Origin of the sequence: Collinsella sp. AF14-35 (assembly GCF_003464565.1) — a bacterium.
In the GTDB taxonomy this organism is placed as follows: Bacteria; Actinomycetota; Coriobacteriia; order Coriobacteriales; family Coriobacteriaceae; genus Collinsella.
This window is the reverse complement of sequence record NZ_QRZD01000014.1, coordinates 19220-43544: the sequence shown is the minus strand read 5'-3', so window position 1 is coordinate 43544 and position 24325 is coordinate 19220. Positions and strand designations below refer to the sequence as shown.

Below are 24325 nucleotides of genomic sequence, written 5' to 3'. Positions count from 1 at the left end.
TGCAGTATCCAAACGGATCAACACCCAAATTACTTAGTCTATCTGCCCCTTTTCGGCTTCAAGCAATTCCCGTTCCGAGACGTCTTTGGAATGCACAAATAGGCCCGACATCATACGGTCGCCAATTTCATTGAGTTGTTCAGCAATATTCTCGAATGGTTTATTCAAATCAAGAGTTTTAAGGTAGAACCAGTGGCCAAGTTCATACCAGCATTCATCCAGCGGACCCTCCATAGACGTTTGGGCATAGAGCAGCATTCCGGATACGCTCGCGTTTCGCTGCGCACAATGCATAACATAACTAAATATCTGATTTCTATGTTCAGGACTCAGTATCTTTTTCTCGCAGTGTGTTCCAAGAATTGTTCCATAGCACTTAGCATCTATCACTAGTTTATAGCTAGGCCCTGTTAGCACGACATCCGTGCGCAACCTTGGTAGGTATTGAGACCTTACGCCAATACCATAGTCAACGATAGGCGCAGCAGGCATTAACCGCGGAAAATGTCTGCGATAATATTCACGTATAAACTTCTCAAATAGAGAAGAGAGCCTCTGGCTGCTCAACATAGACGAAAATTCCGCATTACCGTTTTCATCATGAACAGGAATGCTCTTCTCCAAAACCATCCGGCAAACCGCCATCAAGAATCGATAACTCTGATTGAGTTTGTTGTACCTAACCAGTCTCCAATCAATCGAATTAGCCTCGAGTGAATCGACAGTAGATAGGTATAGTGCGCTTGCCCTGAGTCCCTTTCGCGTTCGCGGAGAAACATCATGGCTGCGGATTAATTGAATTATTGCAGTTTTAACAATTTGATTCATATAGGTATTGGCTGTGAAGCTGTCATATAGACACTGCAAACGCATTGTCCCCCGAGCTTTTAAAGCGATGCTTTTCTGAATCAGCGGCCGACCTCTCAGGACTGCAAGAGGCTCTTCATGAGGCGAATAGACACGCTCAAGCCCTCGCAAATACTCTCTTTTTACAGCATCATTCAAGATAATTGCAAAAAGCTCACCGAGTCCATCGAACGGCTCTTTGCCGACTGCCTTCAAGGTGTCCGCGAACACCGCTTCCGCATCACTACCGGAAATACCAGTCGCATACGCAATCATATATAAAATGTTACGGATTGCGACGTTGTTCGCAGCCGTATTGGACATCCTAATCTATAGCCTCATACAAAAGAGAAACCTGTTCATCTAAGATTTCCTTATCGGACGAATCAAACCAATACTCTTGAAGAAGAGGCCGCAGTTCATAGTCAACGATAGACTTGACCTCAATATCCGTAGGGGCAGAATCGAAACAAAAATAGCTATGCCCGATACAAAAACCCTCCCCAAGCGAAGAGTCATGCGAAATGACATCATTTAATCGACGAACAGCATCGACGAGCGAGGTTAGTCTATCGTTACCCAATGAATCAATATAGTCTATAAATGAGCGCTGATTGAGCGCCGGACTCATAGAGTAAAACGCGAATCTCCTTCGAAGCGCATAATCAACCAGCGCGAGACCGCGATCGGCGGTATTCATCATGCCAATTATAAATAGATTCTTCGGAACCGTTAACGGTTCTGGCAATCCCGGAACCACCAATGACTCACCACGATGGTCAGCTTCAATTAACATGAGCAGTTCTCCAAATACTTTTGAAAGATTTGCTCTATTAATTTCGTCGATTATGAGGTAATAATTTTCAAACCGATGGCTTCTATCTGACGCTCGACGAAAAAACTTGGTAAACAAACCCTCCTGAGCAGCGAAAAGCCCATCAGCCGTAGGTTTAAAACCGACTATATAATCCTCATAAGAAGATCCTTGATGAAATTGAACCTTCTCTATACACGTATTATCGGTAGCGCCCATGAGCGAATATGCCAATCGTGTAGCAGCAAAGGTTTTCCCCGTACCCGGCGCACCCTGGAGAATGATATTCTTTTTTCTCTTAAGCAACGAGACGATTGCATCGTAAGACGCTTCGTCCATATAGACTTCTTCAAGAAAATCGCTTTTGTTATATCTTGTAGCGTCGGTACTCCTAAACGTCATTTGGCACTCACGCTTTCTCGACGATTGACAAATTCTATGAGCCCACGGGGCTTGATAATTCCGGCTGCTTTTTCATTTTCGCTTGCTTTTAAGAGCTTTTCGAGACCAAAACCAAGAGGCCAGGCTTTTGGGATTTCAGCATCAGAGAGGTAGTCAGCAAAATATAACCGGTTAATGGTTCTAACAATATAAATCGTCAGATGTGCAATGATGGGCTGGACGTATGGGTCGGTTTCGTCATTATCATATGAACCACCAGCACAAAATGGTTTTCCCTCTCCGACTATAGTAGGAAAACCGGCTCGTACAGACCACCCCGGGAAACGATTATTGAACTGGTCGCGAATCGTATAGTTTTTAGGTCTTCGCTTATAGACCTGCATGTTATATTCGCAATCGACGCCGCCCGTCTGTATAAGGTCGACTCTGTAAGGGGGCGTACCCTCTTCAATCTCCTTTGCCTTCAGGTTGTCTTCGTCAATCTGGCAGTATTTGAAAAACTCCACGGCCTCATTTGGGTCAATACCGGAAAGGTCGATATAAGTCTGGCCACCGCCTCCATCAGGCTTTTTAATACCTTCGATATTGCGAAAGTCAGCGGCAGTCAGGTGACGGTACATAATCTCATCCACAAATAACATTCGACCGCCTCGTTCAATCGGTGCTTACCATTTTTCCAGCACTATTATGAACTCCTTTATTTCATTTGCCAACGAACTGCAATTTGACCTAAAACGTTTGTATGCAATTTCTTTAACCTCAATTTTTCCGTAAGCAGAAAATACGTCGCAAAGATCCTCGACAGGAAAGAGTCCATCTTCGCTATAGCTAATCAAACAAACAGGGCAATGGATATCCTCGATAATCTTAGCGAAGGAATCTTTTGATTTAGTTTTTGTACAAAGATCAGAGTACTGATCGCGCCAAGGACGTAACCCACTCTTGCCAGCAGCAACAGGCTCGTCACCACGTGCGACCGTTTCAAGAATATGATAATTCGCTGCATATTGGCGTTTGATATAAGGAGGGTCCAGATAGCAAAGGTCTGCAGTAACCCCAGCAGCAAGGTCTTCTGCCCTGCCCTGAAGAACCACATTATCAATTCTTCCAGTATTAATGGATACCGGAGCTAGATGGATGGCATTTTTCGCACTTGCGGTAAAATTTGCCAGGAAATAGCCATAGGTTCCAGATATATTTGCCACTTCGTTGACTGCCATAATCAGAGTGTGACGCAAAAGCGCCTCCTCCATTTGGCAAATCCTACCCTCATCGCGCCATTCGTTTATCTTAAGTCTAATTGCATCGATTTTTGCAGCGTTATCCGATGTAAAGTACTTCCTACTTGGACATCCATTTGCAGGAAGCCCTGAAGGAGAAAACTCGCGGAAGAAGTAGCCTTCGACCGGCTCAAGTTCATTTAAATAATTTAGCACTTGCACGTAATGGCACTCAGGTTCAACCGATAAATCGCTCAGCCCCTCGAAAGAAGGCGTACGATTCATGAGCAGCTGCACATAAAGATGCCACTTGCTGTACGTCATAATGTCAGAAGCGATGACGCGGTAGCCAAGTCGACGAAACTCAGCAGCTACGGACCCAGTCCCGGCCATTAAGTCGGCAACAGTTCCTCCGGGGCTTAGATAATTTGAAGCCAATGATGTTATCTGCTCTAACAGCTTTGTCTTATTGCCAATGTAGCGATACATGCCTATTGTTTCATTTCCCTCAGTGCGCCCAAATCGGGCAGCTCCGCCATCTCGTGCTTGATACGCTCGACCTCTTTTCTATCAAGGCCGTATGCTAGCGTAACAAGCAACTCAAGTTCCGCATCGATTGCCGCCGTGTAGTGAAGATTCAGTTTCCGAGCGCCGTCAGCAATTTGATGATGAAGTTCACTTTTGTTGTCAAATCTGATGATCGGTAGTTCCTGAAGAATCCGTTTTGTTAAGTAGGGGTGTGATTTCCACTCATTCTCACCATACAGCTTCATGTAGTAATAAAAAATAACCCTCGAGTTAAGCAGCGCATTGTAAAAGTACAATGCGTCCTCTCTCAACCCTTCGCCTGCGGTAAAGAAGTAGACAGCTTGATTTACCATCCTGCCGCTATCGTCAACAACGCTTTTAATTCCTAACCCAGTCTTTCTAACAAGAATCTTCATGGGCTTATAATCATCAAGGTCCTTGTAATTAATGCCCTCAACTCCAAGTTTCAAATACCGTTGGCATGACAACGAATATCGTCCAACAGATTCACCAACAAATATAGGAACAAAACCATCGGCGGGCCTGAACTGCATGACGGATTCAAGTTCCGAGCTCGACACTTCAACCTCGCGCCCGCAGCATTTACAACGCTTAAGAGCAAGGCCCGAAAATAACGCCGCGGTGTTTGCTCCACCACATTTCGGACAGTAAAAGACGGTTCCGCGCTTTGAGATTTCTACACCTCGATGGAAAGAAACGTCAAAAGACCATTTGCCTCCATGAGACCTAATTCTCTCAATAACCGCATGATCTTCACTTGCCACATCTATATCAAATAGGCAGTCTTCATTTCTTAGAAAATCCATCTGGCGTTTAACGCGATATTGTTCTTCAAAAACTGTCTCGAGCGTCTTGTCTCCACCTAAAACGGCCTTTCTATCCGATGTCGTAAGCCGGAAGCACTTTGTTAAACTGGCATCACTTGGTATACACTTGCGGACAACGACAACCGTTGTCGCACGATGAACCCCCTCGAAAAGTTTTTCTCCAAGACGCGCGATTACTTTTATCTCATATTTCGTAGCAATAAATCGACGTAAACCATAAGCTGTTGCCGAAAATAATGAATCGGGGAGAATAAAGGCAGCAAACCCATTCGCATGTAATATGGCCATGGAAAGCTCTACGAAGAGGGCGTAGCAATCATACTGTCCATCAACATTTTTATAGCCACGCAGCAGCAACTCATCACGATCGTAAATACGGTCGGAGCTCCAAGGTGGGTTAGCAATAATTGTGTCGACACGAGCCAAACGCTCCAGCCAATACGCTTTCGGATCCGTCTTTGCAGATGGACGCAGAAAATCTTTATAAATTATTTCCGAGCCTATTATTTCGGAATAAGTGCGTGAAATCTCTATGGCCTCAGGGTCAACGTCAACGCCATAAAGTAACGAATGCCGAACATCACCGCGTGCAACGGCATTAAGTAAAGAAGAGCCCCCGCATGCCGGGTCCAAGCAAACGCCAAAAGACGGCGTGCGGGCAGAAGCGCGCTCGACCTTTAGCAGCGAAACAACAAAGTCAGCCAGAGAATTCGTTGTGTATACAGAACCGTATTTCACGAGCTAAAGCCCCCAATAATAGACAAGGGATGAGCATCGTTTATTACTACAAACCGAATAGTCCCAGCAGCGGTTTTCAGTTATGGATTTAACCATATGACCCTCCAGTCGCACCTCTGGTAATTGGCAAAAGCTAAATATTAACACCAGAAACTGGCGCATAAATCAGTTACGCAACTAAGCAGAAAAAGTATAGTGAACATCGCTTATGCCCCATTCAAGTCGAGCCCTTCCGCCCAAACCGCTTGCTCTTCCAGCAATAAACGCCAATCGTTGATATTGATAATCTAAGCCCCTCCTCGATGGTCGCATTGTCTTTGCTCAAGACCTCTTATTGAACAGGGAGCTCGAATAGTTCCATAATGTAAAATTCAATATAAATTAATTATCTTTATTTGGTATTATCTCATAATTTAATAATTATTATCAAACATATATATCAGATTATGAAATATATGTTTGATGCATTATCATCGATTTATATCAATGCGCATTATTCCGTAGACACAGTCAGAGAAAGCCGACGACTATGAAAGACAATCTACAGGAGCTGAGAAAAGAGGCTGGATACAAGTCTGCGAAAAGCTTCGCCAAGGCCCTGAGCATTCCATTTACTACGTACGCACGATATGAAAGTCGGCCTGATAAAATTCCACTTGCTGCTGCATGGCGTCTTGCAGATGTATTTGACGTATCCATAGACATCATTGTTGGACGTACTGAACCAGACCCCGCGATCGCACCTGGAGCAATTCAATCTCGGTACGACAAGCTATTGCCCGAATTCAAACAATCGCTCAGCGATTACCTCGATTATTTACTAACGAAGAATTCGAAAGTGGCAAGCCACGCCTTCCGCCAGGAATCCCGCCGCATTGAAGCCATATGCGCAAGGCTGGACACCATCTTCTTGGCCGAACTCGAAAAACAAGATCCCGACTTTTTCATTCACGCAACAGCCAAGCAGCTTCGCGCCAGATTTAATGATTTCCTAGAGCAGCGTGTCGACCTGTGCCAAGCAATTGGGGCCGTAAACGCTATTGACGTTATCATGGCTGCATACGACCGCACGCGCGGACCATTTGATTTCAATGGAATTCCAGCCGACGTGGATGCTGACGTAGACGGCTGAAATTCCACATGCACCAGGTGCAACAAAGGCAGGCACTAGGCGACCGAATTGCAGAACGCATAAAAGACGGCGGGCGAATATTTCGCCGCACTCTAATATTTAGCTGGAATTTTCCTCATTCCTCAATACCGACTCAGCTGGAAGGGCTAAGGCAATTATGTGAGAAACGCACTGAAAGCAGACGAGTTAAACCCTACCCTTTAAACACCATATAATTGTGATACTCAATAAACTCAGCTCGTGGGGCGAATCGCTTCGGAAGCGTTGTCGGCTCTCCGTTGTAGTGTCACAAATACTTGTCTTCAGGCGTCTCGTGTCCGACCACGCCGAACATTACTGCCTTCAGGTCCTTTTTAATGGTGAGTAGTCCCCCGATCGAACGCTTTGTCGTGTAGCGCATTTAGAAGCAAACCGTTGTCGGGCGCAGGTCCTTCCGTTTTTGAATCAGAGGCTGTCCAGGGCTTGATATGGCTGGCGACCAACAGCGCCTCGTTCGATAGCCCCGTCAAGCAACACCTTGAATTGTAATTGGTAAGCAAGGTATTTCGAAAGAACTCCTGGTTCACTCGCATCGAGACAATTGCTTCGCGCTCTTCGCCCTCTGGCAAATCAAAGCCAATCGCCTCTTTCAACTCATCGCTTAGCGCTTCTTCAAAATCAAAGCGATTAAGGAAAACCTCGGTCGCCTCCTCGACGAGTTCATCTCCAGCAAAGGAATACTTGGCCCAGACTAGCTTGTCCATTTTTGTTTGCATGGATCATTCCAACCTTGCCGCGAGCGCGTCGACGCTCATCGAAAGATGCGAGATTCCAGATTTTTAAGCAACTACGCCCGGCGTTCTGCCAATGGCCTTGGCTAACGCCTGGACATCCTCGCTTTTGTCATCAACCATTTTTGACGGCAGGGCGAGGTATAGGAACAGAACCGCAAGGGTTTCTTCCCTCGACCATTTGTCTCCACGGCCGGCCATGATTGCTCCTCGCCCGCGCACCGCTCACTCAATAGGTCCAGGATAATCATGCAGGAGACCGCACTCACCGCCTTTTCTCATTCGTCGGTGAATAGTTGAGACAACGGCACTTCCCCGCGCTTCTCACACCCGCGCCCAAGCTTCTTCCCAAGCTCCGCAGCACAGCGCTACTTTTCCTCGGCAAACAGGTCATCGATAGCCCTGTCGATCCGCGCGCAAGTCTGCCGATGCTCATCCTTCCAGGGCAGGTTGAGTCCCAGGCTCGCATCTCAAGAGCCGCCGAGCTTGGCGTTGATTACTTCCTCGGGATACAGCGCGTCGCGGCGAACACCTTCAATCGCCTCGTCCTCGTCCATATCACAGGCTGCATCGCCCCCCTCGAGGCACTGGCGCAGCTCCTTTTGCTCGCGGATGCGATTCAGCACGCTGGCACACACCACGGCCAAAAAGCGCAATCTCGGGGGCTAGTCGGATACATCTGGGCCGCGATCCGGCACCGGCGGTAGTATCCGATTGTCACGCCACTTCTAGAATAAAACTAGATTGGCTATAATCAAAATATATTATCGTATATTTGAAAGAGGTATTCAGTGCTTGAACGGATCGGATCATCGGACGCTATTCGTTATATGGTGCAGGATTGCGGCATGACTCTGCAGGATGCATCCGTTAAAACCGGTAAGCAGAAGGGTAGCCTGTCTACTCGCCTGCATAACAACACGCGGTTCACCATCGATGAATTCGTCAAAATCTGCGATGCGTGCGGCTGGCAGCTCGTGCTTAAACGGGGTAGCAAGCAGTTCGACCTGCGCGGGATTGATGAGAACAAGCCGCGCGGCGATGCGAAGAAGTAGGGCCTGGCTATTCGCATGCCTCACCTGCGGTCCATCCATCAGGGTGCAATTGCCTATGGCCGCCGGACGGCTTTAGACATATACGAAATCGACTACGACCTTACCGTCGCCCATGATTTGTCTAGCCGCCGCCTGCGCCGCACGGTTGTCGATTCTCTGCTGTTTCGTTAGGGTTCCGAGGCGAGTCATAGGATGGTACGGCATCGGGTTCGGCATGCTTTCGAGGAGTTCGGCCGTGCGGATATCAAGCGCCTCGGCGTATTCATCCAGAAAGTCCCATGCCTCGTCTACCGGCAGCATCGTGTCCCGCTTGGGGTTTTTCCAGTCCTTAACTGATCGGTTTGTAATACCCAATGCTGCCGCGATCTCGGACGTCGGTACTCCCAAGGCGTCCGCTTGCGCGGCAAATGCAGCCTTGAGATCGATATCGGGGGAAAAGTCCAGGTTCTGCTCGATCCACTCGCCGTCGCGGGATGCATAGACAGTAGAGCACTCTATACCCTTCGCGGCGAGTTGGTCGGCGGCAAGGCGGCTCGCGAGATTGTAAAGGCCTCCCGGTTCAGTATCGGGCAGATCTTCATCTCGGTACCAGCGAACGATATGCTGGCCGAACTTCTCGTAGGAATCGTTCGCGTCATTCAAGCATTGCAGTGTGAGGTCGCCGAGCTTTTCGATCTGGTCGCTTATCCAGTCGAAGGCATCCTTGACCGGCATACAGTCGAGCTCGGGGTCGAGCCATTTTCGGACGCTCGAGACGCGAATGCCGAGACCTCCTGCAAGATCTTCCGGCTTGAGCCATAGGTTATCGAGCTGGGCCTGCATCGAGCATTTGAGATCGAACATGGTCATTCCTTCCTGTAATCGTGCAATGCGTTCAAGAGTAATCCGTTGTCGGGCGCGAGGCGCTCCGTCATTGGGTCAGAGACTATACAGGACTTGATATGGCTAGCGACCAACAGCGCCTTGTTCGATAGTCCCGTCAAGCAACATCTTGAATCGTAATTGATGAGTCTTTCGCCCTTATGGGCTATGGTTGAAGCGTCTTTATGTGATTCAACGCACACAATAGCACGGTCCTATTTCGCTCAAAGCAATACCGGAACCACGCATATATTCCCAAGGCAACCAGGAATAGCACCATGAAAATCTCGGCTAAAGTTGGATTACTGGCTATCAGCGCAGACAAATATCCTCCAGCCATAAGAGAGGCAATGATGCCAATCAGGCTAAGGGCCCAGCTCGTATAATGCGTCTCAGCAACCGCCCGTTCGATTATTTTGCATTTCTTTTCCAGGCTAATGTCCCCATCAGCTCCAGCGAGAGAGAAGTCCATTCCTGAAATTAAATCGAGTAATTCAGCCTCGCTGTATCCGCTTTTCTTGAATCTTTTAATGAAGAAACCTCCTGGTCCAGGACCGTAGATAGGACGGTTTACACGAAACAGTTCCTTATAGGCGATTTCCATTGTTAACTCCTTAAAGTACGGGTGCTATTTACGCTATCGTTCTATCATTTCGTTCGGACAGTTTATTGCCGAGCCGCCACCGATCATTCACAGGAACCACTCTTGCAGTCAATCTCCGTCCAACCACTCCCCGCACCCCTCATACCCACGCCCAAGCTTCCTCCCAAGCTCCGCGGCATTGCGCTTCGTCTCCTCGGCAAACAGGTCATCGATTGCTCTGTCGATCCGTACGCAGGTCTCGAAATGCTCGTCCTTCCAGGGCAGATTGAGCCCCAGGCTCGTATCCCAATAGCCGCCGAGCTTTGCGTTGATCACTTCCTCGGGATACAACACGTCGTGGCGGACACCTTCGATCGCCTCGTCCTCGTCCATATCGCAGGCTGCATCGTCCTTCTTGAGACACTTGCACGGCTCCTTTTGCTCGCGGAAGCGATGCAGCGCGCTGGCGCACACCACAGCCAAAAAGCGATAACGTTCGCATAGGTCCCATTCGCCGCCGAGCCATACGCGATAGCCCAGAATGACACTTGCGGGCTCCTCGTTGAGCAGGAACAGGTCCCACGGATACACTTCAGCGCACGCGTCCTCTCCCAGCTTTTGCGCGCCACCGCGCGTAAAGGCGCATGGCTCTACGTCGTAATAGTCAAAGCCGTGGCCCGCATCGCGACGATTGATGACATGCTTGGGCAACAGGACGATCTTGTCGCTGGGCTCGGGGTCAACCTTGCGCAGCTTTTTGACCTTGCGGCGGGCGCGCTTTAAGCTGCGCTCGTTATCGACACGGCCGCGGCCGTCCGGCTTGCCGCCGTATCGCAGGGCAACCTCGCGCGCCAGGATCTTTGTGTCCGCAGCGCACAGCAGGTCGCTCACGGTGGGCAGGTCTTCCCACTCAATGCCGTCGACATCCCAAATCCTGCTCATGTTCAACCTCTTTCTGGCCGTTAAACTACGCGATCGTTCGCCCCGCTCTATATGCCCACAAGACATGAGCCCCGCTAGAGCGCCTTCTTACTCGGGGCAATCACCTCGTCCACCAGACCCAGCTCCAGAGCGCGCCTGGCGTTGCACCAGCAGTCGCGCTCGGTGAGCTCGTGGAACTCCTGGGCGCTCAGGTTGCCATGCTCGGCCAGCAGCTCGTCCAGCTCGGCGCGCATGGCCGCCGTGTGCTGGGCCACGATCTCGATATCGGTCTGCTGCGCCATGCCCGTGCCGCCCATCAACTGGTGGATGAGCACTTGCGTGTGGCGGTATACCTGGCGGTGGTCGCCGCAGGCCAAGATCACCGCGGCCATCGAGGCCACGACGCCCTCGCCCACCGTGATCACGGGGCAGTCGAGCGACTGCATGGTGTCGATGAGCGCCAGCCCCGCCGTAACGCTACCGCCCGGGCTGTTGATGATGAGGGTGATGGGCTCGGTGGCGCTCTGACGCTCCAACACCAGCATGGACTTAATAAGGCCATTGCAGGTCACATCGTTGACCTCGCCTTCCAGCAGCAGCACGCGGCTGTTAAGCAGCTCACTTGCCATATCGACGGCGGCAACGCGACCGTCCTTGGACTTCTTGATAATGCTAGGCTCACGATACATAACGGACATGGTAATTCCCTTCTAAACGGAATCGGTAAGGAGGCAAAACGGGGCCGCACGGTTTACGGCTAATGGAAGCCGTGCGGTCAAATAGGCAAGATTGAGCGCGCGAAGCTGCAAGGACTAATCCCTCAGCCACTTGGCCGCATTGGGATGGTCGCCGCAAAAATACTTCTTGGCACGGAAGGGGCGCATGCCGGTCACTTTGACCAGACAATCGGCGCGCGGCATAAGCCCCACCTCGCCCGGGGTTATCACGCAACCGCGCACATCGACGGCAGTGCGCTCGGCGCCCACATAGTTGGTGCCCAAAACCGACTCGCCACACAGCTCGCTTATGTAGTTCTGCGTCGCGATGTTGCTGCCGCCGCCCATGTAGACCAAGCTGTCGCAGTTATCGAGGATGGTATGAGCTGTGGTTTCGCCATACACACCATCGAGCTGGCTCAACGACTGCGCGCACATCAAAAAGCTCATGCCACGGCTGCGCACGGTCGCAATACTCCGCTCAAAATCGGGGATGCGGCCCACGTTGGGAAACTCATCCAGAATAAACTGCACGCGGCGCTGCAAATGCCCACTAGGGCTGGCGTCGGCGCGGCGCTGGGCCAGGTTAAACAGCTGCTTAAGGGCAACGTTGGCAAGCCATGCATTGGTCGAGTCGTTGTCGCTCACCTTAAGATCGATTACGCGCTTGCCCTCGTCGATACGGTCAAGACGCATTTCATCTTTCTCATAGACGCGCATGAGCTGGGGAGTCTTAAGCCGCGAGATGGTCGCATTGAGCGTGATCAGAATACTCTTAAGCGTCCTATCGGCTGCTCCGCGAAAATCGCGGTACTGCTCAACGCCATACAGGTCCGCGTTCGCCGACTCATACCTGCCAAGAAATTCCTTGGACTCCACCTGCCCCACAAGGTAGTCCAACGGAAATCGGCCCTCACCATCTCCCGTGACCTTGATGAGCGCGGCCAGCTTAAAGACGTTGTTCATCTTAAGGTAGCGGCGCGGAGCCGTGGGATCCCCACCCGGCGCAAACGTGCCGGCAAGGCACTCCAAAAGGAACAGGATTCCAATAATCGCTCGGAGCAGCAGATCGCTCGCGTTGTCCCAAAACGGGTCGTTCCTAAAGCTGCGCCCATCAGGATCGACCCCCTCCATGATTGCCGCCACTGTGGTGGGGATATCCTCGACATCCATCACGTAACGCAGAGGGTCGTATCCGGCCGACCGCTCGGGATTAACAGTATCGAGAACCGTTACCTCGTAGCCGTCCTCTTCAAAGCCTTTCCCCGTACGGCGCAGCAGCTCACCCTTGGTGTCTGTGACCACATAACAGCATTCGTGGTGATTGAGCAGGTTGGGCAAAACGAAACTCGCCGTTTTGCCGCTGCCGGTTCCGCCAAAGACAAACACGTTGTTGGACACGCTCGTCTCCCAGTGCTTATCGCCCTCGTAAAAAGCAACCGTGGCACCGTGCGCCAAGATCACATCGCGCTGCTCATCGCCGGACGACAGCGCCTGCATTTCCTCCTTGGTCGCCCACTTCTTGGCTTGATACTCCGTTTGCTGTGCGGCCTCGTAGCCGTACATCTTAATGACCGACATGTCACGGCCCCTTTCTTGTCGATGGTTCTGCGTAGTTGCTAGGAAATACGGCCGATGCCTTCGCCCTCCTTGGGGCTTGTCGCGCATGGCAACTTGACCGCGCCGTCAATCAGTCGCTCGGCCTGCGCCACATAGCTCTCGCGCGCCACGGTTGAGACCGTCCCGTCGCGCAGATACGCAAGCAACGACTCGATCATCAGCTTGTCGAGCAGGTCGTATCCCTTGGCCTGAGCGTAGTTGAGGGTGTAGCGGTCCCGAAGCCTCTGTACCTTGGTTGCCAAATCGGTTTCCATCTTTTCCTCCCTGTAATAAAAGTTCTGCCGATTGTCCGAAAGCGCCTCAAACGGGCGTTTGACACATAGCTCGAAGTTGAAACGCGAACTCGCATCGAATACGCGTTGCTGAATCACGCGGTAACGTTCGAAAAACATGACGGCATCGTCTTCGTCCGCCGTAAATCCATGCGATCCATCGCGATGCACGTGGTCGCTGGGTCTTTTGTAGTCGATGCTTCGCACAAAGCGAGACGGAATGCGTCCCCCTTTTTCGGACGAGTACTTCATACCTGTCGAAACCTGCTCAAACATGAGCACGCCGCTCGATTTAAAGCGCGGATTGCTTCCGTGCCGAAACAGGCTAATTAAGATGGCCATGCAGCGCATACAGTTATCGCGCTGGGGAAAGTACAGCGACAGCAAAGCGAGCGCCGCCGCGGCCAAAAGCTCGCGAGCCTCGTGCACATCGTCTCGATACTGCTCGGGCACCAGCCCGGGAATATCGGGTGAATGCTTTTCCAGTACGCCAACAAGCGCCTTAGCGAGGCGTTCAACGTTCTCCTCACCGCAGTACGGATACGGAAACGGCTTCTCTGCCTTCACGTTCTTTTCGCACATGCCACGGAGGTCTTCGTCGAGCGTGTTGAGGAATACCTCATAAATGTTGTCTTCGTTCTTCATGGATGCTTCTTCCTGTCCAGTTGCAAATGTTTGTCGGTAAGTTTGTTCTAAGTTTTAGAATGTTCTGAGGCATAGGTAGTAGTTATTGACCTAACCTGCTGCTTCGTAAGTGAAATTGCCCTGCTCGATAGCGCAGTTTGCCTAAAGGCTGTATAGCGGTTGTATCAAGCAGTTAATATTGAGTTGGTTTTGGATTGCTTCGAGGATAGCACAGTGCGCTGTTCTCGTCATTAGAAATTATCAAATTATTCTGCTAATATATAACCCACTGAGAAGAAAGGGCTCTATACATGCGTGAAACTACATCATCATTGCCACGCCTCACCGCCGCCGCCCTCTCGCGCGCGCTTAACCTGGAACAAGGCAGTCGCCTGCTCACTGTCCGTCTGCCTGGCGCTGTGGATGCCGAAGATCTCGCTAAGTGCTTTACCCTAAACGGTAACGGCGTGCCCGATATTTGTGAGCTTGAACCCGGCAAGCAGAATGCAAGCGATGATGATGCAGCGCCGGTGTTTGTCGATGCATCAAACTACTACCGCGCAAATAAGCACGATATCGAAAAAGACAGTGCCGCGCTCATCGATTATTTGGAGCCTGGCTACCTTGATTTTTGCGACTGGGGTCCTTTTATTTGGTGCCTGTATGCTCTCGCCCTTTCGGGCCGCACTCGAGCAGCCGTGGTACTTCCCGCCGATTTACTTGATAAAGCTGAACAAGCACGCACGATTTTGATACGCGAAGGGCTCATCGAGAGCGTCGTTTATTTGCCACTTTCCGAGCCCAGGCCCTACATGACAAGCGCGCTCCTCATACTGTCTTCAGGAAATCGCAGCGTTGCATTTCGCAGCGCAATTGAGCCCGGACCGCGTTTTCAATATGTGACTAAAACATCGTATTACTCTGATATCACCTTTTCTATCTCTCCTGACTGGGCCCGCATTGATACCAATACGCCAAGATCGACGCCAATCGAAACGTCCACTTTTGCCACGCGCGAGCTGCTCCAACACCACGCCGCTCTCTCAAAAGGCAAAATCAGCCTCATCGCCATCACCCGAAACTACAGCGCCACACTCGGTGACTCTTTTACGCGAGTCGCGCCATTCATGCCCCGCGAGAGCACGACATCGAACGACATTGACGCAGTCGAGGTGCGCCGAATCTCATCTCAAGATTTTCAGGACGGCAATCTTCTGCCCGTAGATGCTTCAGATAATCAAAATAGCTCGGATTCTAAATTCGTAAAGGTGGACCCCAGCGTTCTCGATCGTTATGAGCTCCGCGCTGGAGATATCGTCATGCCGCGCATGCTGGGTCGCTACGGCGCGTCCAACCTGCTCGTCGTCAGCTCCGATGACGCTAAGCAGCATCTGGTTGCTTCGCATAACACCACCGTCATTCGCCCGTCATTCCAAACGATGACCGAAGATGAACGCGTAGTGTTTTCGGAGATAATTGTTGGATACCTTACCGAAGGCCACGGGGCGCAGCTGATTCAAGCATTAACTGAAGCAGCCAGCATCCGCGCCATCCGTCCTAGCGACCTGTTTGAGATCGAAGTCCCGCCGGCGCTCGACCCGCGCACACGCGAGTATAGCGAATCCATCAACCGCTTTGCCGAGGTCGTAAGGACAAAGAAACAAGCCGAGGCCGCTGTCGCCCAAGCCCTGCGCGACCTCGAAGGCGCAAAAAAGGCCGTCACCCAGGTGGTCGACCAGACCTGCGAATAGCGCATAGGCAGTAGAAACGTCTTAAGCCGGCGACAGGAACTAATTCTGCCGCCGGCTTAACTATCTAGCCTATTCCCATCCCGTGGTCTGAGGATTCCATTTGCGCACATTCGCCGAATGATTAAAGCACGGTGTATACAACCGATTGACAACCTCTTCTGCCCCAGCAATGTTCCCCGCGAGATCAAGTACCCCCGCCTGCCTCGCCATCTTTACGTACTGTGCAGAACCATTTTGTTTCCACCAGAGAGGCGCCACGAACTCTTCCGGCATTGCCACTTTGCGGGCAGACGCTTCTTTCTCGACCCTCTCGACAAGCGTAGCCCCATCGACGAAGCAAGTTTTCGCGTACACCAAGATGTCGACTATATCCTTGATTCGCGATGAAGCACAGCCCTCATGCATCTCTATCATTGCGAGCAATTTATCTGCAAGGGCACTCTCCACTCGGCATACTCGATAGTCGCAGACTGGGAGCCCCTCGATATTCAGACGATCGATCGGCGCAAGAACCTCAGGCTCAAGTCCCCGCACTTCATCAATTACCAAGTCAATTGAAATTGGCTGTAGCTTCTTGGTTCCCATAAAGGGGGTGAACCACACCTTCGCACCGCACCGATACTCATCTTCTTCTTTGATTTGCTCTGCACGATCAAAGACGAACGAAACGAAATCCTCCAGATCAATCGAAGCAGCCTGCACCAGATCGACAATAGCCTCTTCGAGACTCTCCTCTTGAGCAACCAAGTCAATATCTCTTGTGACACGTGCATCGAGTGTTCGCGCCAGGACGCTTTGACCGCCCTTGAGCACAAAGCTGCCGTCATCTTCTGAAAAAACGCGACATAGGAAGCGATGAAAGTAGAAACCGACGATTGCCCGATTAGTATCCATTGGTGATTCTCTTGCGGCATTCCTAACAGCCATCTCCAATGCGGCAGGCGTTTTGTACTTCACCATGTCCTCCGTTTCGCATTACCCGTTCAGTACCATCAGCAAAGGCGCCATCAGCTCGCGTCGTTTGGCGGTTTTAGAGTTCTCCTCTACAAGATCCTTCAGCCGTTGTATATCGAGTCCACGTCCAAGCGCGTCGTGATAGGCATCGATAATTAATGAGGGATCCTCGCAATCGAGGCAAAGATCGACAAGCGTGCACTCGGGTTTAGTTACCGGCAGGCCGTCGAGCCAAACGATGTCCCGCTCAGCAATCTCGCGCTTTACAAAAGAAAGGGATTCGTTTCTTGTATTGATACGCATGGGCGCGGTCATTCTGTAGGGGGACAGATAGAAATCGCCCATTTGCTGCAGGTTCGCCGCTGTCGTACCGCTCACGGCGATGCCATCCCACTGACGTTTTCTCTCCCACGCGCAAAGGGAGGGATTGGTGAGCTTCCAAAAGGCGTTGAGTTCGTCGGTGTCTCGGCGCTGCGTTCCAGACATCCGGTAGGCGCCGTGGCATATCCGTTCAAGACGCCCTGCGCGGCATGAGTGCGCCAGCGCATCTCGAGAGATGTCCATGCGAGCCGCCTGGGCTGTGGTGAACACGCCCTCGCTCTCGGAAAGCTCGCTTATCGCCGTTATGTTGCTAAAGTACTTCATGCTGCAATTGTAGGATATTTTCATACTTTTGCAACGCGATTTTGATTCATGCGATCCGTACGTCTTGCTTATCCCATTTCTGGCCCCAGCTTGCTATCGGCACCCCATCTCCCGCTATCGAGGTCTAATACTTTTCCGCGGAGTGAACGTCTGTTTTTGGACCCCTGAAGCATCCGCATTTTTCATCGGCAAAATCGCAGGATTCCAGTATCGAAACCGCAGGAAACGACACGCTCAAAGTGTCGATGCTTCGGGGGTCCGATTTAGCTCGTTCACTTCTCGGAAAAGTATTAGACCTCGCTGCTAGCCACCTAAATGGCGCGCCGTCCCCACGCGCGCAATCCAAAAGGCACGTTCCGCCCTCCCTCACGCCACGCAAAACCTGCCTTTTCTGCCCCTGCCCGCCTCCGCACCACCAAAAAACTCATCCAACATTAATCTTGGCTCAAGAATCGCTTAATCTATAACCTGCACTATAGAGTTCGACCAAGGGCGGGGCGGCGCGACGCAACGCAGGCCGACGAACGCAACGCTCGCGCACGGGCAGATCGCCCGGCGTCGCGCCCATCGAACGAAAGGACAGGTCATGGACGACCTCGAAAAAGTTGAAACCATCCGCACCAAGTGCAACGTGAGTTACACCGATGCCAAGGCGGCGCTCGACGCTGCCGACGGCAACGTTTTGGATGCCATCATTTGGCTCGAGTCGCAGGGCAAGACCCAGACCACGTCGGCGCATGCCGCCACCGAGTCCGCGCCAGTCGATGAGCCCTCTGCCGAGATGGTCGCCGCGCAGGCAGCCTACGAAAAGTCGAGCGAAAAGACCGACTTCTCCAAGAAGATGGACAGCGTGTGGGAGTACCTCAAAAAGCTCTTCCGCCTGAGTCTGGACACCAAGTTTATCGCCACGCGCCGCGATGCGATCATCCTCAACATCCCCATCCTGATTCCCATCGTCGCGCTGTTTGCCTGGGGCGCCACGATATGGCTGATGCTGATTGGCCTGTTCTTTGGCATGCGCTACCGCATCGACAGCGACGGCGACGTGCCCGGCAGCATCAACAACCTTATGGATAGCGCTGCTAACGCCGCGGACGACATCAAGCAAAATCTCAACGACGACAAGTAATCGCAGACGGGGGCACGCATGGCACGGATCCTGATCGTAGAGGACGAGGAGAAAATCGCCCGCTTTGTGACGCTCGAGCTGGAGCACGAGGGCTACCAGGTGGAACACGCCGCCGATGGCCGCACTGCCGTGGACCTGGCGCTGGAGCGCGACTACGATCTGATTCTGCTCGACGTGCTGTTGCCGCAGCTCAACGGCATGGAGGTCTTGCGGCGTGTCCGCAAGCACAAGGATGTGCCGGTGATTATGGTCACCGCGCGCGATGCCGTGATGGACAAAGTGGCCGGGCTCGATGCCGGCGCCGACGATTACCTGACCAAGCCGTTTGCGATTGAGGAGCTGTTCGCACGGATCCGCGTGGCACTGAAGCGCTCGGAAGCCGTGCGAGCGGCTTCGGGCGTTGGCGGCGTCAGCGCCGGGGCTGGCGTAGCGAGCGGCACGGCCGCCGGTATCGCCACAATGTCCCCGGCAACCGACACGGCCCAGACCGCTGCCGCGCCCTCCCCCGCCGCGCTCACCGTGGGTTCGGTCGCGCTCGATCCCGACCGCCGCGAAGTCACGGTCGGCGGCTCGCCCATCGCGCTCACGGCCCGCGAGTTCGACGTCCTCGCCCTGCTTATGACGCATGCCGAAACCGTGCTCACGCGCGAGCGCATCGCGCACGAGGCGCTGGGCTACGAATACGTGGGCGACACCAACAACGTCGACGTGCACATCGCGCACCTGCGCGCCAAGATCGAAGACGCCGGCGGTGCCCGCATCATCCAAACCGTGCGCGGGGTGGGCTATGTCTGCCGCGCGTAACGCCGAGACCAAGCGCGTCACCTCCATCGCCCGTGCCATCAACTGGAGCTACATGTGGCGCCGCCTGGCGAGCTACATCTGGCTCGACCTGTGGCTGCTGGTTGCTGCGGCGGCGATCCTCATCTATGGCTATAACCAAACGCTGCCCGACGGCGCGTTTACCGCGGGATGGATCCCCGGTGCCGCCGTCCACGACATGTCGCTGACGCCCGCGCACGGCTGGGACCCCGCCACGCTCACCTATACCGTCGAGCTTGCGCGCACCACCAAGACCTTCCCCCTCGCGCAGGACCTCATCGCGCTGTGGCCCCTCTATCTTGTCGTTGCAGGTGGGCAGGTCATCAGCGTGCTCAACATGCTCGGCGGCGCCCGCCGCGTGCGCCGCACCATGGCGCCGCTCAACGATCTGGCCCTGCGCGTGGACGAACTCGGCCGCATGCAGCTCTCCGGCGGCAAGATGGAAACACTGGAGCAGGCCATCGAGCGCGCAAGCGTCGACTCGCCGAGCGTCACTACCGGCGACGCCGACCTGGCAAGCATCGAGGTTGCACTCAACCGCCTACTGCGCCAGATGCAAGAGGCCAAGCTGCAGCAGATGCGCTTTGTCAACGATGCGAGCCACGAGCTGCGCACGCCCATCGCGGTGATTCAGGGCTACGTGAACATGCTCGACCGCTGGGGCAAAGACGACCCGGACGTGCTGGCAGAGTCCATTGCCTCGCTCAAGGCCGAAAGCGAGCATATGCAGGAGCTCGTGGAGCAGCTGCTGTTTTTGGCGCGCGGCGATGCCGGGCGCACGGTCCTGCGGCGTGCGAATACTAACCTGGCCGCACTGGTCGGCGAGGTATGCGAGGAATCGCAGATGATCGATGCCGCGCACACATATCGACTGGCGTACGATGCCGCACTTACCAGCGACCCGCGCTGCGACGCGCCCGTTGACGTGGCGCTCGTGAAGCAGGCTCTGCGCGTGATCGTGCAGAACGCCGCCAAGTATTCGGACGCGGGCACATCCATCTCGTTTGGCGTGACGCCGGATGCGGGCGCGGGCACGATCGACATAAGTGTTGAGGACGAGGGCATCGGCATGAACCAGGAATCCGCAGCCCACGCGTTTGAACGGTTCTACCGCGCCGACAACGCACGCGATGCCGGCGCGCAGGGCTCGGGTCTGGGGCTTGCCATTGCCAAGTGGATCGTCGACAGCCATGGCGGTGTCATTGGCGTGACCTCAGTCGAGGGCGTCGGCAGCCGCTTTACGATTCGCCTGCCGCGCTAGGAAGCCCCTCGGCATAAATAAAGGGATAGGGCCACACGGTCCTATCCCTTTTTGCTAGCTATGGCAGCTTGTGCGCTACTCGCGGCACAGATGCACGGCGAAACCGGCGAACTCGCGCTTAAAGTACACGAGCTTGGTACCGCCGTCGGGCAGCAGCACGCGCGACTCCTCGTTGACCTCGAGCCCGCGCTCGGCAAACCACTTCTCAGCTGCATCGATGTCGTTAACGGCAAAGCCGATGTGGCCCTTGGTGCCACGACCGTTCTGCTTCATGATCTCGACCAGCGAATCGTTAAAGTACGAAACGGGGGTCTCGATAACGGGCAGGCCCATCATCGTCGAGAACAGCTCCGCGATCTCCAGGGCGTCTGCCGGGTCGGTGGCGTTAATGCCCACATGGGCAACGCGCATGCCAAAGAGCTCGACCGGATTGGCGTTCTGCTCATTCATACAGGCAGCGCCTACTGAGCCATAACGTCAAGGACGGCCTTCTCGGCAGCAACGCGGTTCATGCCGGTCATGAAGGGCACGCCGCTCACGTACGGGCAGGTGAGGCCCTCGGGGGCAACGGTGGTGGCGATCAGCAGGTCGGCGCCCTCGTCGCAAGCGTCCTTGGCCTCGGAGATGGCACACTGCACGATCTCATACTTGCCGGCATAACCATTGGCGTCGAGCATGGTGGCGACCTTCTGGGCAACAAGCGTGGAAGTAGCAGCGCCAGCACCGCAAGCCAAAACGATCTTCTTCATAGGTAATGTCTCCCTTCATGGTTTACTTTAGGTAAGTGTACCGCAGCGAGCGATGGCACTCAGCCTCGATGAGCTTTTATGCCAGTTTGCTTGCGCGCTGCGTATAATACATCTAGTACGTGTTGTCATACCGCTCGCTTTATGAGCGACTAAGGATCCTAACATGCCCGATTCCCGCACACTCTGGACCGCCGTCGTTATCATCTGTATCGCCGTGTCGGTGTTCTTTAGCGTCAAAAAACGCACTACGTTTAAACGCCTGCAGCAGTTGATGGCCGCCAAACAGTGGGCCGAGTTCGATCGTTTGCTCGACGGCAAACTCACCAGCATGCTGTACCCGCGCTACAACCGCGACTACCTGCGTCTGAACTCCTATCTGCTGCGCGAGGACCACGAGCGCGCCGGCGAGATGTTCGACCTGCTGCTGGGACTCAACCTGCCCAAGATGCAGCGCGTCGACCTGGTGATCAAGGCCTTTAACTACTACGTTGGCCAGGAGGACCGCAAAAAGTCTAAGGAGCTGCTGCACGAGATCAAGGGCTTTGAGGGCGGTCAGGCCGAGGCGGTCGCACACGAATGCCAGCTGATGTACGACACGATGATCCTCAAGCGCCACAACGACATTCCCGAGCTGGAGCGCATGCTCAAGGAAGCCGGTGACGACAAGGTCAAGCGCTGCCGCTTGGAGTATCTGCTGGCCCTGCAGTACCAGAACAAGGGCGACGAGGCCAAGTTCGCCGAGTACTTGGAAAAGTCGGGCCAACACTCGATGGCCGTCAACGCGTAACGGACGGCTTGTGCTAGACTTCTAGTCTCACGGGGGCGTGGCGGAATTGGCATACGCAGGAGACTTAAAATCTCTCGCCGCAAGGATTGTGGGTTCGAGTCCCACCGCCCCTACCATATGGCTTTTACGGGCCCGTGTCCCTTTGAGATGCGGGCCCGTTTCTTTTGGATGCCGGTGGGACTCGAACCCGCGAGGGGGCGAGCGTCAAGCGGACGCGCAGCGTCCGTAGCGAGCCGGCGAGGACGCCGGCAGGCAGCCGAAGCCGGTGCGGATTTGCGCAACAAATACGCAGATGTCCCACCGCCCCTACCATTTGGCTTTTACGGGCCCGTGCCCCCTGGGGATGCGGGCTCGTTTCTTCTGGATGCCGTTAAGCCTCTAAGTTGCGGTGGAATAGTTCCTGTTTTGGCAGTTTATCAGCCCATTTAGGAACTATTTCACCGCAACTTATGAGGGGATGGTTAAAGGGTGCTGAGGTTGGGGGTCCAGCCGATGGTGGGGGTCGCGCCGTCGAGAACCTCGTTAATGGTGGCGGCCATACCGGCGAGCAGGCTGTTCTCGCTTACGGTGAGCGTGTCGTAGCCGCCGGCTCGCATAAGCTCGCGAATCACCACGGTACCAGCCAAGATCACGCCCGCGCGTTTGGGCTGTACACCCGGTAGCGCGGCGATACCCTCCACATCCAGCGCGGACATACGCTCGATGGCAGCCGAAACCTGCTCCATCGAAAGCTCGCGCAGGTGCACAAAGCTCGAATCATACGGCTCCAGCTCGTGAACGAGTGCCACGAGCGTGGTGACGGTGCCGCCCACCGCAACGAGGCGTTCGGCGCGCTCAAAGTCGCTGGGCAGGCCTTCAAAATAGGCGGCAAACTGCTCGCCTGCCCACGCGGCAGCGGCAGCAAGCTCGCCATCCGCGGGCGGCAACGCGGAGAAAAAGCGCTCTGTCACGCGGCGACAACCGATGTCCAGCGAGCGCGTTCCCTCCAGCGCAAAGACGCCGCGCTCCGGCGCGTACACGCCAGTCGCGAGCTCCGTGGATCCGCCGCCCGAATCGGCAACAATGATGCGCTCGCCGGCAAAGTCGTGCGCCACGCCGAAAAACGTCAGGCGCGCCTCGACCTCGCCCGGAATCACCTGTGGCTCAAGCCCCAGATCGCGCAGGCCGTCCAACAGCAGCGCGGCATTGGACGCATCGCGCGCGGCACTCGTACACGTGGTGCAGACGCACACGGCCCCAAAGGCACGGGCCTCGTCCACAAACATGTGACACGCAGCGAGCACACGCTCGACAGCCGCCTTGCAAAAGCGCCCCGTCGTGTCCACGCCCTCGCCCAGGTCGGTAATCTCGGTATGCTTGGACGATTCCACAATCGCTCCGCCCTCGACCTGGGCCAACACCACTCGCGACGACACCGTTCCCAGGTCGATCGCGGCCACCTTATAGCGTTTGCAATTTGTCATTGCGGGCTCCCCTCCGGGCGCTATTTGCCGTTGGACACGACCGTCTGACCCTCGACGCCGTTAAACCCAAACAGCATGTCGAGCGCCTGGATGTACCACGGCGCGTCCTTGCCGACTTCTTCGATTTCCTTGGCCACTTCGCTGGCCTTCTTGGCGTTTGAGGACTTTTTGCTCGACGACGAGTCCGAATCGTCGTCCAAGCCTAGCACGTCAATCTTCTTCTCGCCGGGCATCACCAGGCCCAGGTCCTCGGACGCCGCGTCCTTGATACCCTCCTCCGAGAGCAGCTTGTCGACGCTTTTTTGCAGCTCATCATTGTATTGCTGGCGAATCTCGACCTGCTTGGCCAAGATATCGCTCGAACGCTTTGCCACGTACAGGTCGCGCACGGGGAAATACAGGCTCACGAGCGCCAGCGCCACCACGATACCGATAAACAGCGGACGCAGAGAGCCATGCGTAAAGTCATAGATCGCCTTGACCACCGCGTTGTCGTTGGCGTAGCGCATAAAGTCCGAGCCCGAAAAACGGTTCGAGGGCCTGCTCGATTTGTCGTGTGCCTGAGTCGAGGGACGCGACGTATGCGACGAACGTGCCGGGCGCACCGGTCCATCTGTCGAAGTATTCACTTGAGCATTGGGGCGCGAGGTACTTGTCGGGCGCTGCGCGGGGCGGTCGACGCCGGCGTAGGCGGACCCACCGAGCTGCACCGTGCGCGCACGGCGAGGCGACGGCTCGCGCGAACCGGCGGAATAGTACCTGTTGTCGTAAATCTGATCCATGTGCGCCTTGTGCGGTTGAGGTTTGTTTGCGC

Annotated in this window: 28 protein-coding genes and 1 tRNA gene; 8 read left to right on the top strand and 21 right to left on the bottom strand. The window is 54.2% G+C overall.

The window, feature by feature from the left end:
• Positions 1-33: 33 nt before the first annotated feature.
• The 5 genes from DWW12_RS05970 to DWW12_RS05950 are packed head-to-tail and all read right to left on the bottom strand — an operon-like array spanning position 34 to position 5396.
• Positions 34-1170 carry a restriction endonuclease gene (locus DWW12_RS05970; RefSeq protein WP_117855461.1) on the bottom strand — a complete coding sequence of 379 codons (1137 nt, stop codon included), beginning with the start codon at positions 1168-1170 and terminating at the stop codon, positions 34-36.
• Position 1171: 1 nt separating this feature from the next.
• Complete coding sequence (locus DWW12_RS05965; RefSeq protein ID WP_199569846.1) at positions 1172-1999, bottom strand: McrB family protein; 828 nt, start codon at positions 1997-1999, stop codon at positions 1172-1174.
• 59 nt (positions 2000-2058) lie between these two features.
• Entirely contained in the window at positions 2059-2694 is a 636-nt protein-coding gene (locus DWW12_RS05960) for a hypothetical protein (RefSeq protein ID WP_147345470.1), read from the bottom strand.
• A 33-nt stretch (positions 2695-2727) separates the two neighbouring features.
• Positions 2728-3771 (bottom strand): DNA adenine methylase, encoded by a 1044-nt coding sequence (locus DWW12_RS05955; RefSeq protein ID WP_117799827.1) that lies wholly within the window; start codon positions 3769-3771, stop codon positions 2728-2730.
• 2 nt (positions 3772-3773) lie between these two features.
• Positions 3774-5396: an N-6 DNA methylase gene (locus DWW12_RS05950; protein WP_117799828.1), complete on the bottom strand. Its 1623-nt coding sequence runs from the start codon at positions 5394-5396 to the stop codon at positions 3774-3776.
• Between the two features lie 529 nt (positions 5397-5925).
• Here DWW12_RS05950 and DWW12_RS05945 point away from each other — a divergent pair.
• A complete protein-coding gene (locus DWW12_RS05945; protein ID WP_117799829.1) occupies positions 5926-6528 on the top strand; it encodes a helix-turn-helix transcriptional regulator in 603 nt (200 codons plus the stop codon).
• Between the two features lie 353 nt (positions 6529-6881).
• On the opposite strand, the gene DWW12_RS05940 is transcribed toward DWW12_RS05945, so the two are convergent.
• The 3 genes from DWW12_RS05940 to DWW12_RS09845 all read right to left on the bottom strand — a co-directional run bounded on the left by DWW12_RS05940 (position 6882) and on the right by DWW12_RS09845 (position 7924).
• Positions 6882-7283 (bottom strand): HNH endonuclease, encoded by a 402-nt coding sequence (locus tag DWW12_RS05940; RefSeq protein ID WP_117799830.1) that lies wholly within the window; start codon positions 7281-7283, stop codon positions 6882-6884.
• 63 nt (positions 7284-7346) lie between these two features.
• Positions 7347-7499 (bottom strand): hypothetical protein, encoded by a 153-nt coding sequence (locus DWW12_RS09850; protein WP_158564416.1) that lies wholly within the window; start codon positions 7497-7499, stop codon positions 7347-7349.
• A 269-nt stretch (positions 7500-7768) separates the two neighbouring features.
• Positions 7769-7924, bottom strand: a complete 156-nt coding sequence (locus tag DWW12_RS09845; RefSeq protein WP_158564415.1) for a hypothetical protein — start codon at positions 7922-7924, stop codon at positions 7769-7771.
• A gap of 165 nt (positions 7925-8089) precedes the next feature.
• On the opposite strand from DWW12_RS09845, the gene DWW12_RS05935 reads away from it, so the two are divergent.
• Positions 8090-8353, top strand: a complete 264-nt coding sequence (locus DWW12_RS05935) for a hypothetical protein (protein WP_147349714.1) — start codon at positions 8090-8092, stop codon at positions 8351-8353.
• A 72-nt stretch (positions 8354-8425) separates the two neighbouring features.
• Here the strand turns inward: DWW12_RS05935 and DWW12_RS05930 are convergent, their stop codons facing one another.
• From DWW12_RS05930 to DWW12_RS05905, 7 genes are all read right to left on the bottom strand, one after another.
• Positions 8426-9196: a hypothetical protein gene (locus tag DWW12_RS05930; RefSeq protein ID WP_117855459.1), complete on the bottom strand. Its 771-nt coding sequence runs from the start codon at positions 9194-9196 to the stop codon at positions 8426-8428.
• A 2-nt stretch (positions 9197-9198) separates the two neighbouring features.
• Complete coding sequence (locus DWW12_RS10125; protein ID WP_346972609.1) at positions 9199-9417, bottom strand: HNH endonuclease; 219 nt, start codon at positions 9415-9417, stop codon at positions 9199-9201.
• A complete protein-coding gene (locus DWW12_RS05925; RefSeq protein ID WP_117799834.1) occupies positions 9381-9818 on the bottom strand; it encodes a hypothetical protein in 438 nt (145 codons plus the stop codon). Before DWW12_RS05925 ends, DWW12_RS10125 begins: the two co-directional genes overlap by 37 nt.
• Before the next feature lie 108 nt (positions 9819-9926).
• Positions 9927-10739, bottom strand: coding sequence for a hypothetical protein (locus DWW12_RS05920; protein WP_117855458.1), 813 nt, complete (start codon positions 10737-10739; stop codon positions 9927-9929).
• A gap of 74 nt (positions 10740-10813) precedes the next feature.
• On the bottom strand, positions 10814-11416 hold the full coding sequence (locus DWW12_RS05915; RefSeq protein ID WP_117855457.1) for a ClpP family protease: 603 nt from the start codon (positions 11414-11416) through the stop codon (positions 10814-10816).
• Positions 11417-11530: 114 nt separating this feature from the next.
• On the bottom strand, positions 11531-13015 hold the full coding sequence (locus DWW12_RS05910) for a VirD4-like conjugal transfer protein, CD1115 family (protein WP_158564414.1): 1485 nt from the start codon (positions 13013-13015) through the stop codon (positions 11531-11533).
• 38 nt (positions 13016-13053) lie between these two features.
• Positions 13054-13971, bottom strand: a complete 918-nt coding sequence (locus tag DWW12_RS05905) for a hypothetical protein (RefSeq protein ID WP_117767002.1) — start codon at positions 13969-13971, stop codon at positions 13054-13056.
• Between the two features lie 290 nt (positions 13972-14261).
• Here DWW12_RS05905 and DWW12_RS05900 point away from each other — a divergent pair, with 290 nt between their 5' ends.
• A complete protein-coding gene (locus tag DWW12_RS05900) occupies positions 14262-15701 on the top strand; it encodes a hypothetical protein (RefSeq protein WP_117855455.1) in 1440 nt (479 codons plus the stop codon).
• Positions 15702-15770: 69 nt separating this feature from the next.
• Here DWW12_RS05900 and DWW12_RS05895 read toward each other — a convergent pair whose 3' ends face one another.
• Positions 15771-16661, bottom strand: a complete 891-nt coding sequence (locus DWW12_RS05895) for a nucleotidyl transferase AbiEii/AbiGii toxin family protein (protein WP_199570713.1) — start codon at positions 16659-16661, stop codon at positions 15771-15773.
• 15 nt (positions 16662-16676) lie between these two features.
• Entirely contained in the window at positions 16677-17300 is a 624-nt protein-coding gene (locus tag DWW12_RS05890) for a type IV toxin-antitoxin system AbiEi family antitoxin domain-containing protein (protein ID WP_117855454.1), read from the bottom strand.
• A gap of 586 nt (positions 17301-17886) precedes the next feature.
• Here DWW12_RS05890 and DWW12_RS05885 point away from each other — a divergent pair.
• The 3 genes from DWW12_RS05885 to DWW12_RS05875 are packed head-to-tail and all read left to right on the top strand — an operon-like array spanning position 17887 to position 20512.
• Positions 17887-18429, top strand: coding sequence for a DUF4342 domain-containing protein (locus tag DWW12_RS05885; protein ID WP_089573575.1), 543 nt, complete (start codon positions 17887-17889; stop codon positions 18427-18429).
• 18 nt (positions 18430-18447) lie between these two features.
• The gene (locus tag DWW12_RS05880; protein ID WP_117855453.1) at positions 18448-19233 is read left to right on the top strand and encodes a response regulator transcription factor; all 786 of its coding nucleotides are present in this window, start codon (positions 18448-18450) and stop codon (positions 19231-19233) included.
• Positions 19217-20512: a cell wall metabolism sensor histidine kinase WalK gene (locus tag DWW12_RS05875; RefSeq protein ID WP_117648484.1), complete on the top strand. Its 1296-nt coding sequence runs from the start codon at positions 19217-19219 to the stop codon at positions 20510-20512. Before DWW12_RS05880 ends, DWW12_RS05875 begins: the two co-directional genes overlap by 17 nt.
• Positions 20513-20587: 75 nt before the next feature.
• Here the strand turns inward: DWW12_RS05875 and DWW12_RS05870 are convergent, their stop codons facing one another.
• Positions 20588-20962 (bottom strand): VOC family protein, encoded by a 375-nt coding sequence (locus DWW12_RS05870; protein ID WP_117855452.1) that lies wholly within the window; start codon positions 20960-20962, stop codon positions 20588-20590.
• An 11-nt stretch (positions 20963-20973) separates the two neighbouring features.
• On the bottom strand, positions 20974-21261 hold the full coding sequence (locus DWW12_RS05865) for a PTS sugar transporter subunit IIB (RefSeq protein ID WP_055252380.1): 288 nt from the start codon (positions 21259-21261) through the stop codon (positions 20974-20976).
• Between the two features lie 163 nt (positions 21262-21424).
• Between DWW12_RS05865 and DWW12_RS05860 the strand changes: the two genes are divergently transcribed.
• Positions 21425-22048: a hypothetical protein gene (locus tag DWW12_RS05860; RefSeq protein WP_117855451.1), complete on the top strand. Its 624-nt coding sequence runs from the start codon at positions 21425-21427 to the stop codon at positions 22046-22048.
• A 31-nt stretch (positions 22049-22079) separates the two neighbouring features.
• Positions 22080-22164, top strand: a tRNA-Leu gene (locus DWW12_RS05855).
• A gap of 345 nt (positions 22165-22509) precedes the next feature.
• Here DWW12_RS05855 and DWW12_RS05850 read toward each other — a convergent pair.
• Positions 22510-23511 (bottom strand): hypothetical protein, encoded by a 1002-nt coding sequence (locus DWW12_RS05850; RefSeq protein ID WP_117855450.1) that lies wholly within the window; start codon positions 23509-23511, stop codon positions 22510-22512.
• A 20-nt stretch (positions 23512-23531) separates the two neighbouring features.
• Positions 23532-24293 carry a septum formation initiator family protein gene (locus DWW12_RS10030; RefSeq protein ID WP_233544245.1) on the bottom strand — a complete coding sequence of 254 codons (762 nt, stop codon included), beginning with the start codon at positions 24291-24293 and terminating at the stop codon, positions 23532-23534.
• Positions 24294-24325 lie beyond the last annotated feature (32 nt).

Bases quoted from the DNA above. Each gene is read 5' to 3' on its own strand.
- DWW12_RS05900 (WP_117855455.1), top strand. From the start codon at position 14,262: ATGCGTGAAACTACATCATCATTGCCACGCCTCACCGCCGCCGCCCTC.
- DWW12_RS05895 (WP_199570713.1), bottom strand. From the start codon at position 16,661: ATGGTGAAGTACAAAACGCCTGCCGCATTGGAGATGGCTGTTAGGAAT.
- DWW12_RS05875 (WP_117648484.1), top strand. From the start codon at position 19,217: ATGTCTGCCGCGCGTAACGCCGAGACCAAGCGCGTCACCTCCATCGCC.
- DWW12_RS05910 (WP_158564414.1), bottom strand. From the start codon at position 13,015: ATGTCGGTCATTAAGATGTACGGCTACGAGGCCGCACAGCAAACGGAG.
- DWW12_RS05850 (WP_117855450.1), bottom strand. From the start codon at position 23,511: ATGACAAATTGCAAACGCTATAAGGTGGCCGCGATCGACCTGGGAACG.
- DWW12_RS05965 (WP_199569846.1), bottom strand. From the start codon at position 1,999: ATGGACGAAGCGTCTTACGATGCAATCGTCTCGTTGCTTAAGAGAAAA.
- DWW12_RS05865 (WP_055252380.1), bottom strand. From the start codon at position 21,261: ATGAAGAAGATCGTTTTGGCTTGCGGTGCTGGCGCTGCTACTTCCACG.
- DWW12_RS10030 (WP_233544245.1), bottom strand. From the start codon at position 24,293: ATGGATCAGATTTACGACAACAGGTACTATTCCGCCGGTTCGCGCGAG.
- DWW12_RS05885 (WP_089573575.1), top strand. From the start codon at position 17,887: ATGGACGACCTCGAAAAAGTTGAAACCATCCGCACCAAGTGCAACGTG.
- DWW12_RS05930 (WP_117855459.1), bottom strand. From the start codon at position 9,196: ATGTTCGATCTCAAATGCTCGATGCAGGCCCAGCTCGATAACCTATGG.
- DWW12_RS05945 (WP_117799829.1), top strand. From the start codon at position 5,926: ATGAAAGACAATCTACAGGAGCTGAGAAAAGAGGCTGGATACAAGTCT.
- DWW12_RS05860 (WP_117855451.1), top strand. From the start codon at position 21,425: ATGCCCGATTCCCGCACACTCTGGACCGCCGTCGTTATCATCTGTATC.
- DWW12_RS05925 (WP_117799834.1), bottom strand. From the start codon at position 9,818: ATGGAAATCGCCTATAAGGAACTGTTTCGTGTAAACCGTCCTATCTAC.
- DWW12_RS05890 (WP_117855454.1), bottom strand. From the start codon at position 17,300: ATGAAGTACTTTAGCAACATAACGGCGATAAGCGAGCTTTCCGAGAGC.
- DWW12_RS05970 (WP_117855461.1), bottom strand. From the start codon at position 1,170: ATGTCCAATACGGCTGCGAACAACGTCGCAATCCGTAACATTTTATAT.
- DWW12_RS05955 (WP_117799827.1), bottom strand. From the start codon at position 3,771: ATGTATCGCTACATTGGCAATAAGACAAAGCTGTTAGAGCAGATAACA.
- DWW12_RS05905 (WP_117767002.1), bottom strand. From the start codon at position 13,971: ATGAAGAACGAAGACAACATTTATGAGGTATTCCTCAACACGCTCGAC.
- DWW12_RS05920 (WP_117855458.1), bottom strand. From the start codon at position 10,739: ATGAGCAGGATTTGGGATGTCGACGGCATTGAGTGGGAAGACCTGCCC.
- DWW12_RS05880 (WP_117855453.1), top strand. From the start codon at position 18,448: ATGGCACGGATCCTGATCGTAGAGGACGAGGAGAAAATCGCCCGCTTT.
- DWW12_RS09850 (WP_158564416.1), bottom strand. From the start codon at position 7,499: ATGGCCGGCCGTGGAGACAAATGGTCGAGGGAAGAAACCCTTGCGGTT.
- DWW12_RS05915 (WP_117855457.1), bottom strand. From the start codon at position 11,416: ATGTCCGTTATGTATCGTGAGCCTAGCATTATCAAGAAGTCCAAGGAC.
- DWW12_RS05940 (WP_117799830.1), bottom strand. From the start codon at position 7,283: ATGCAAACAAAAATGGACAAGCTAGTCTGGGCCAAGTATTCCTTTGCT.
- DWW12_RS05870 (WP_117855452.1), bottom strand. From the start codon at position 20,962: ATGAATGAGCAGAACGCCAATCCGGTCGAGCTCTTTGGCATGCGCGTT.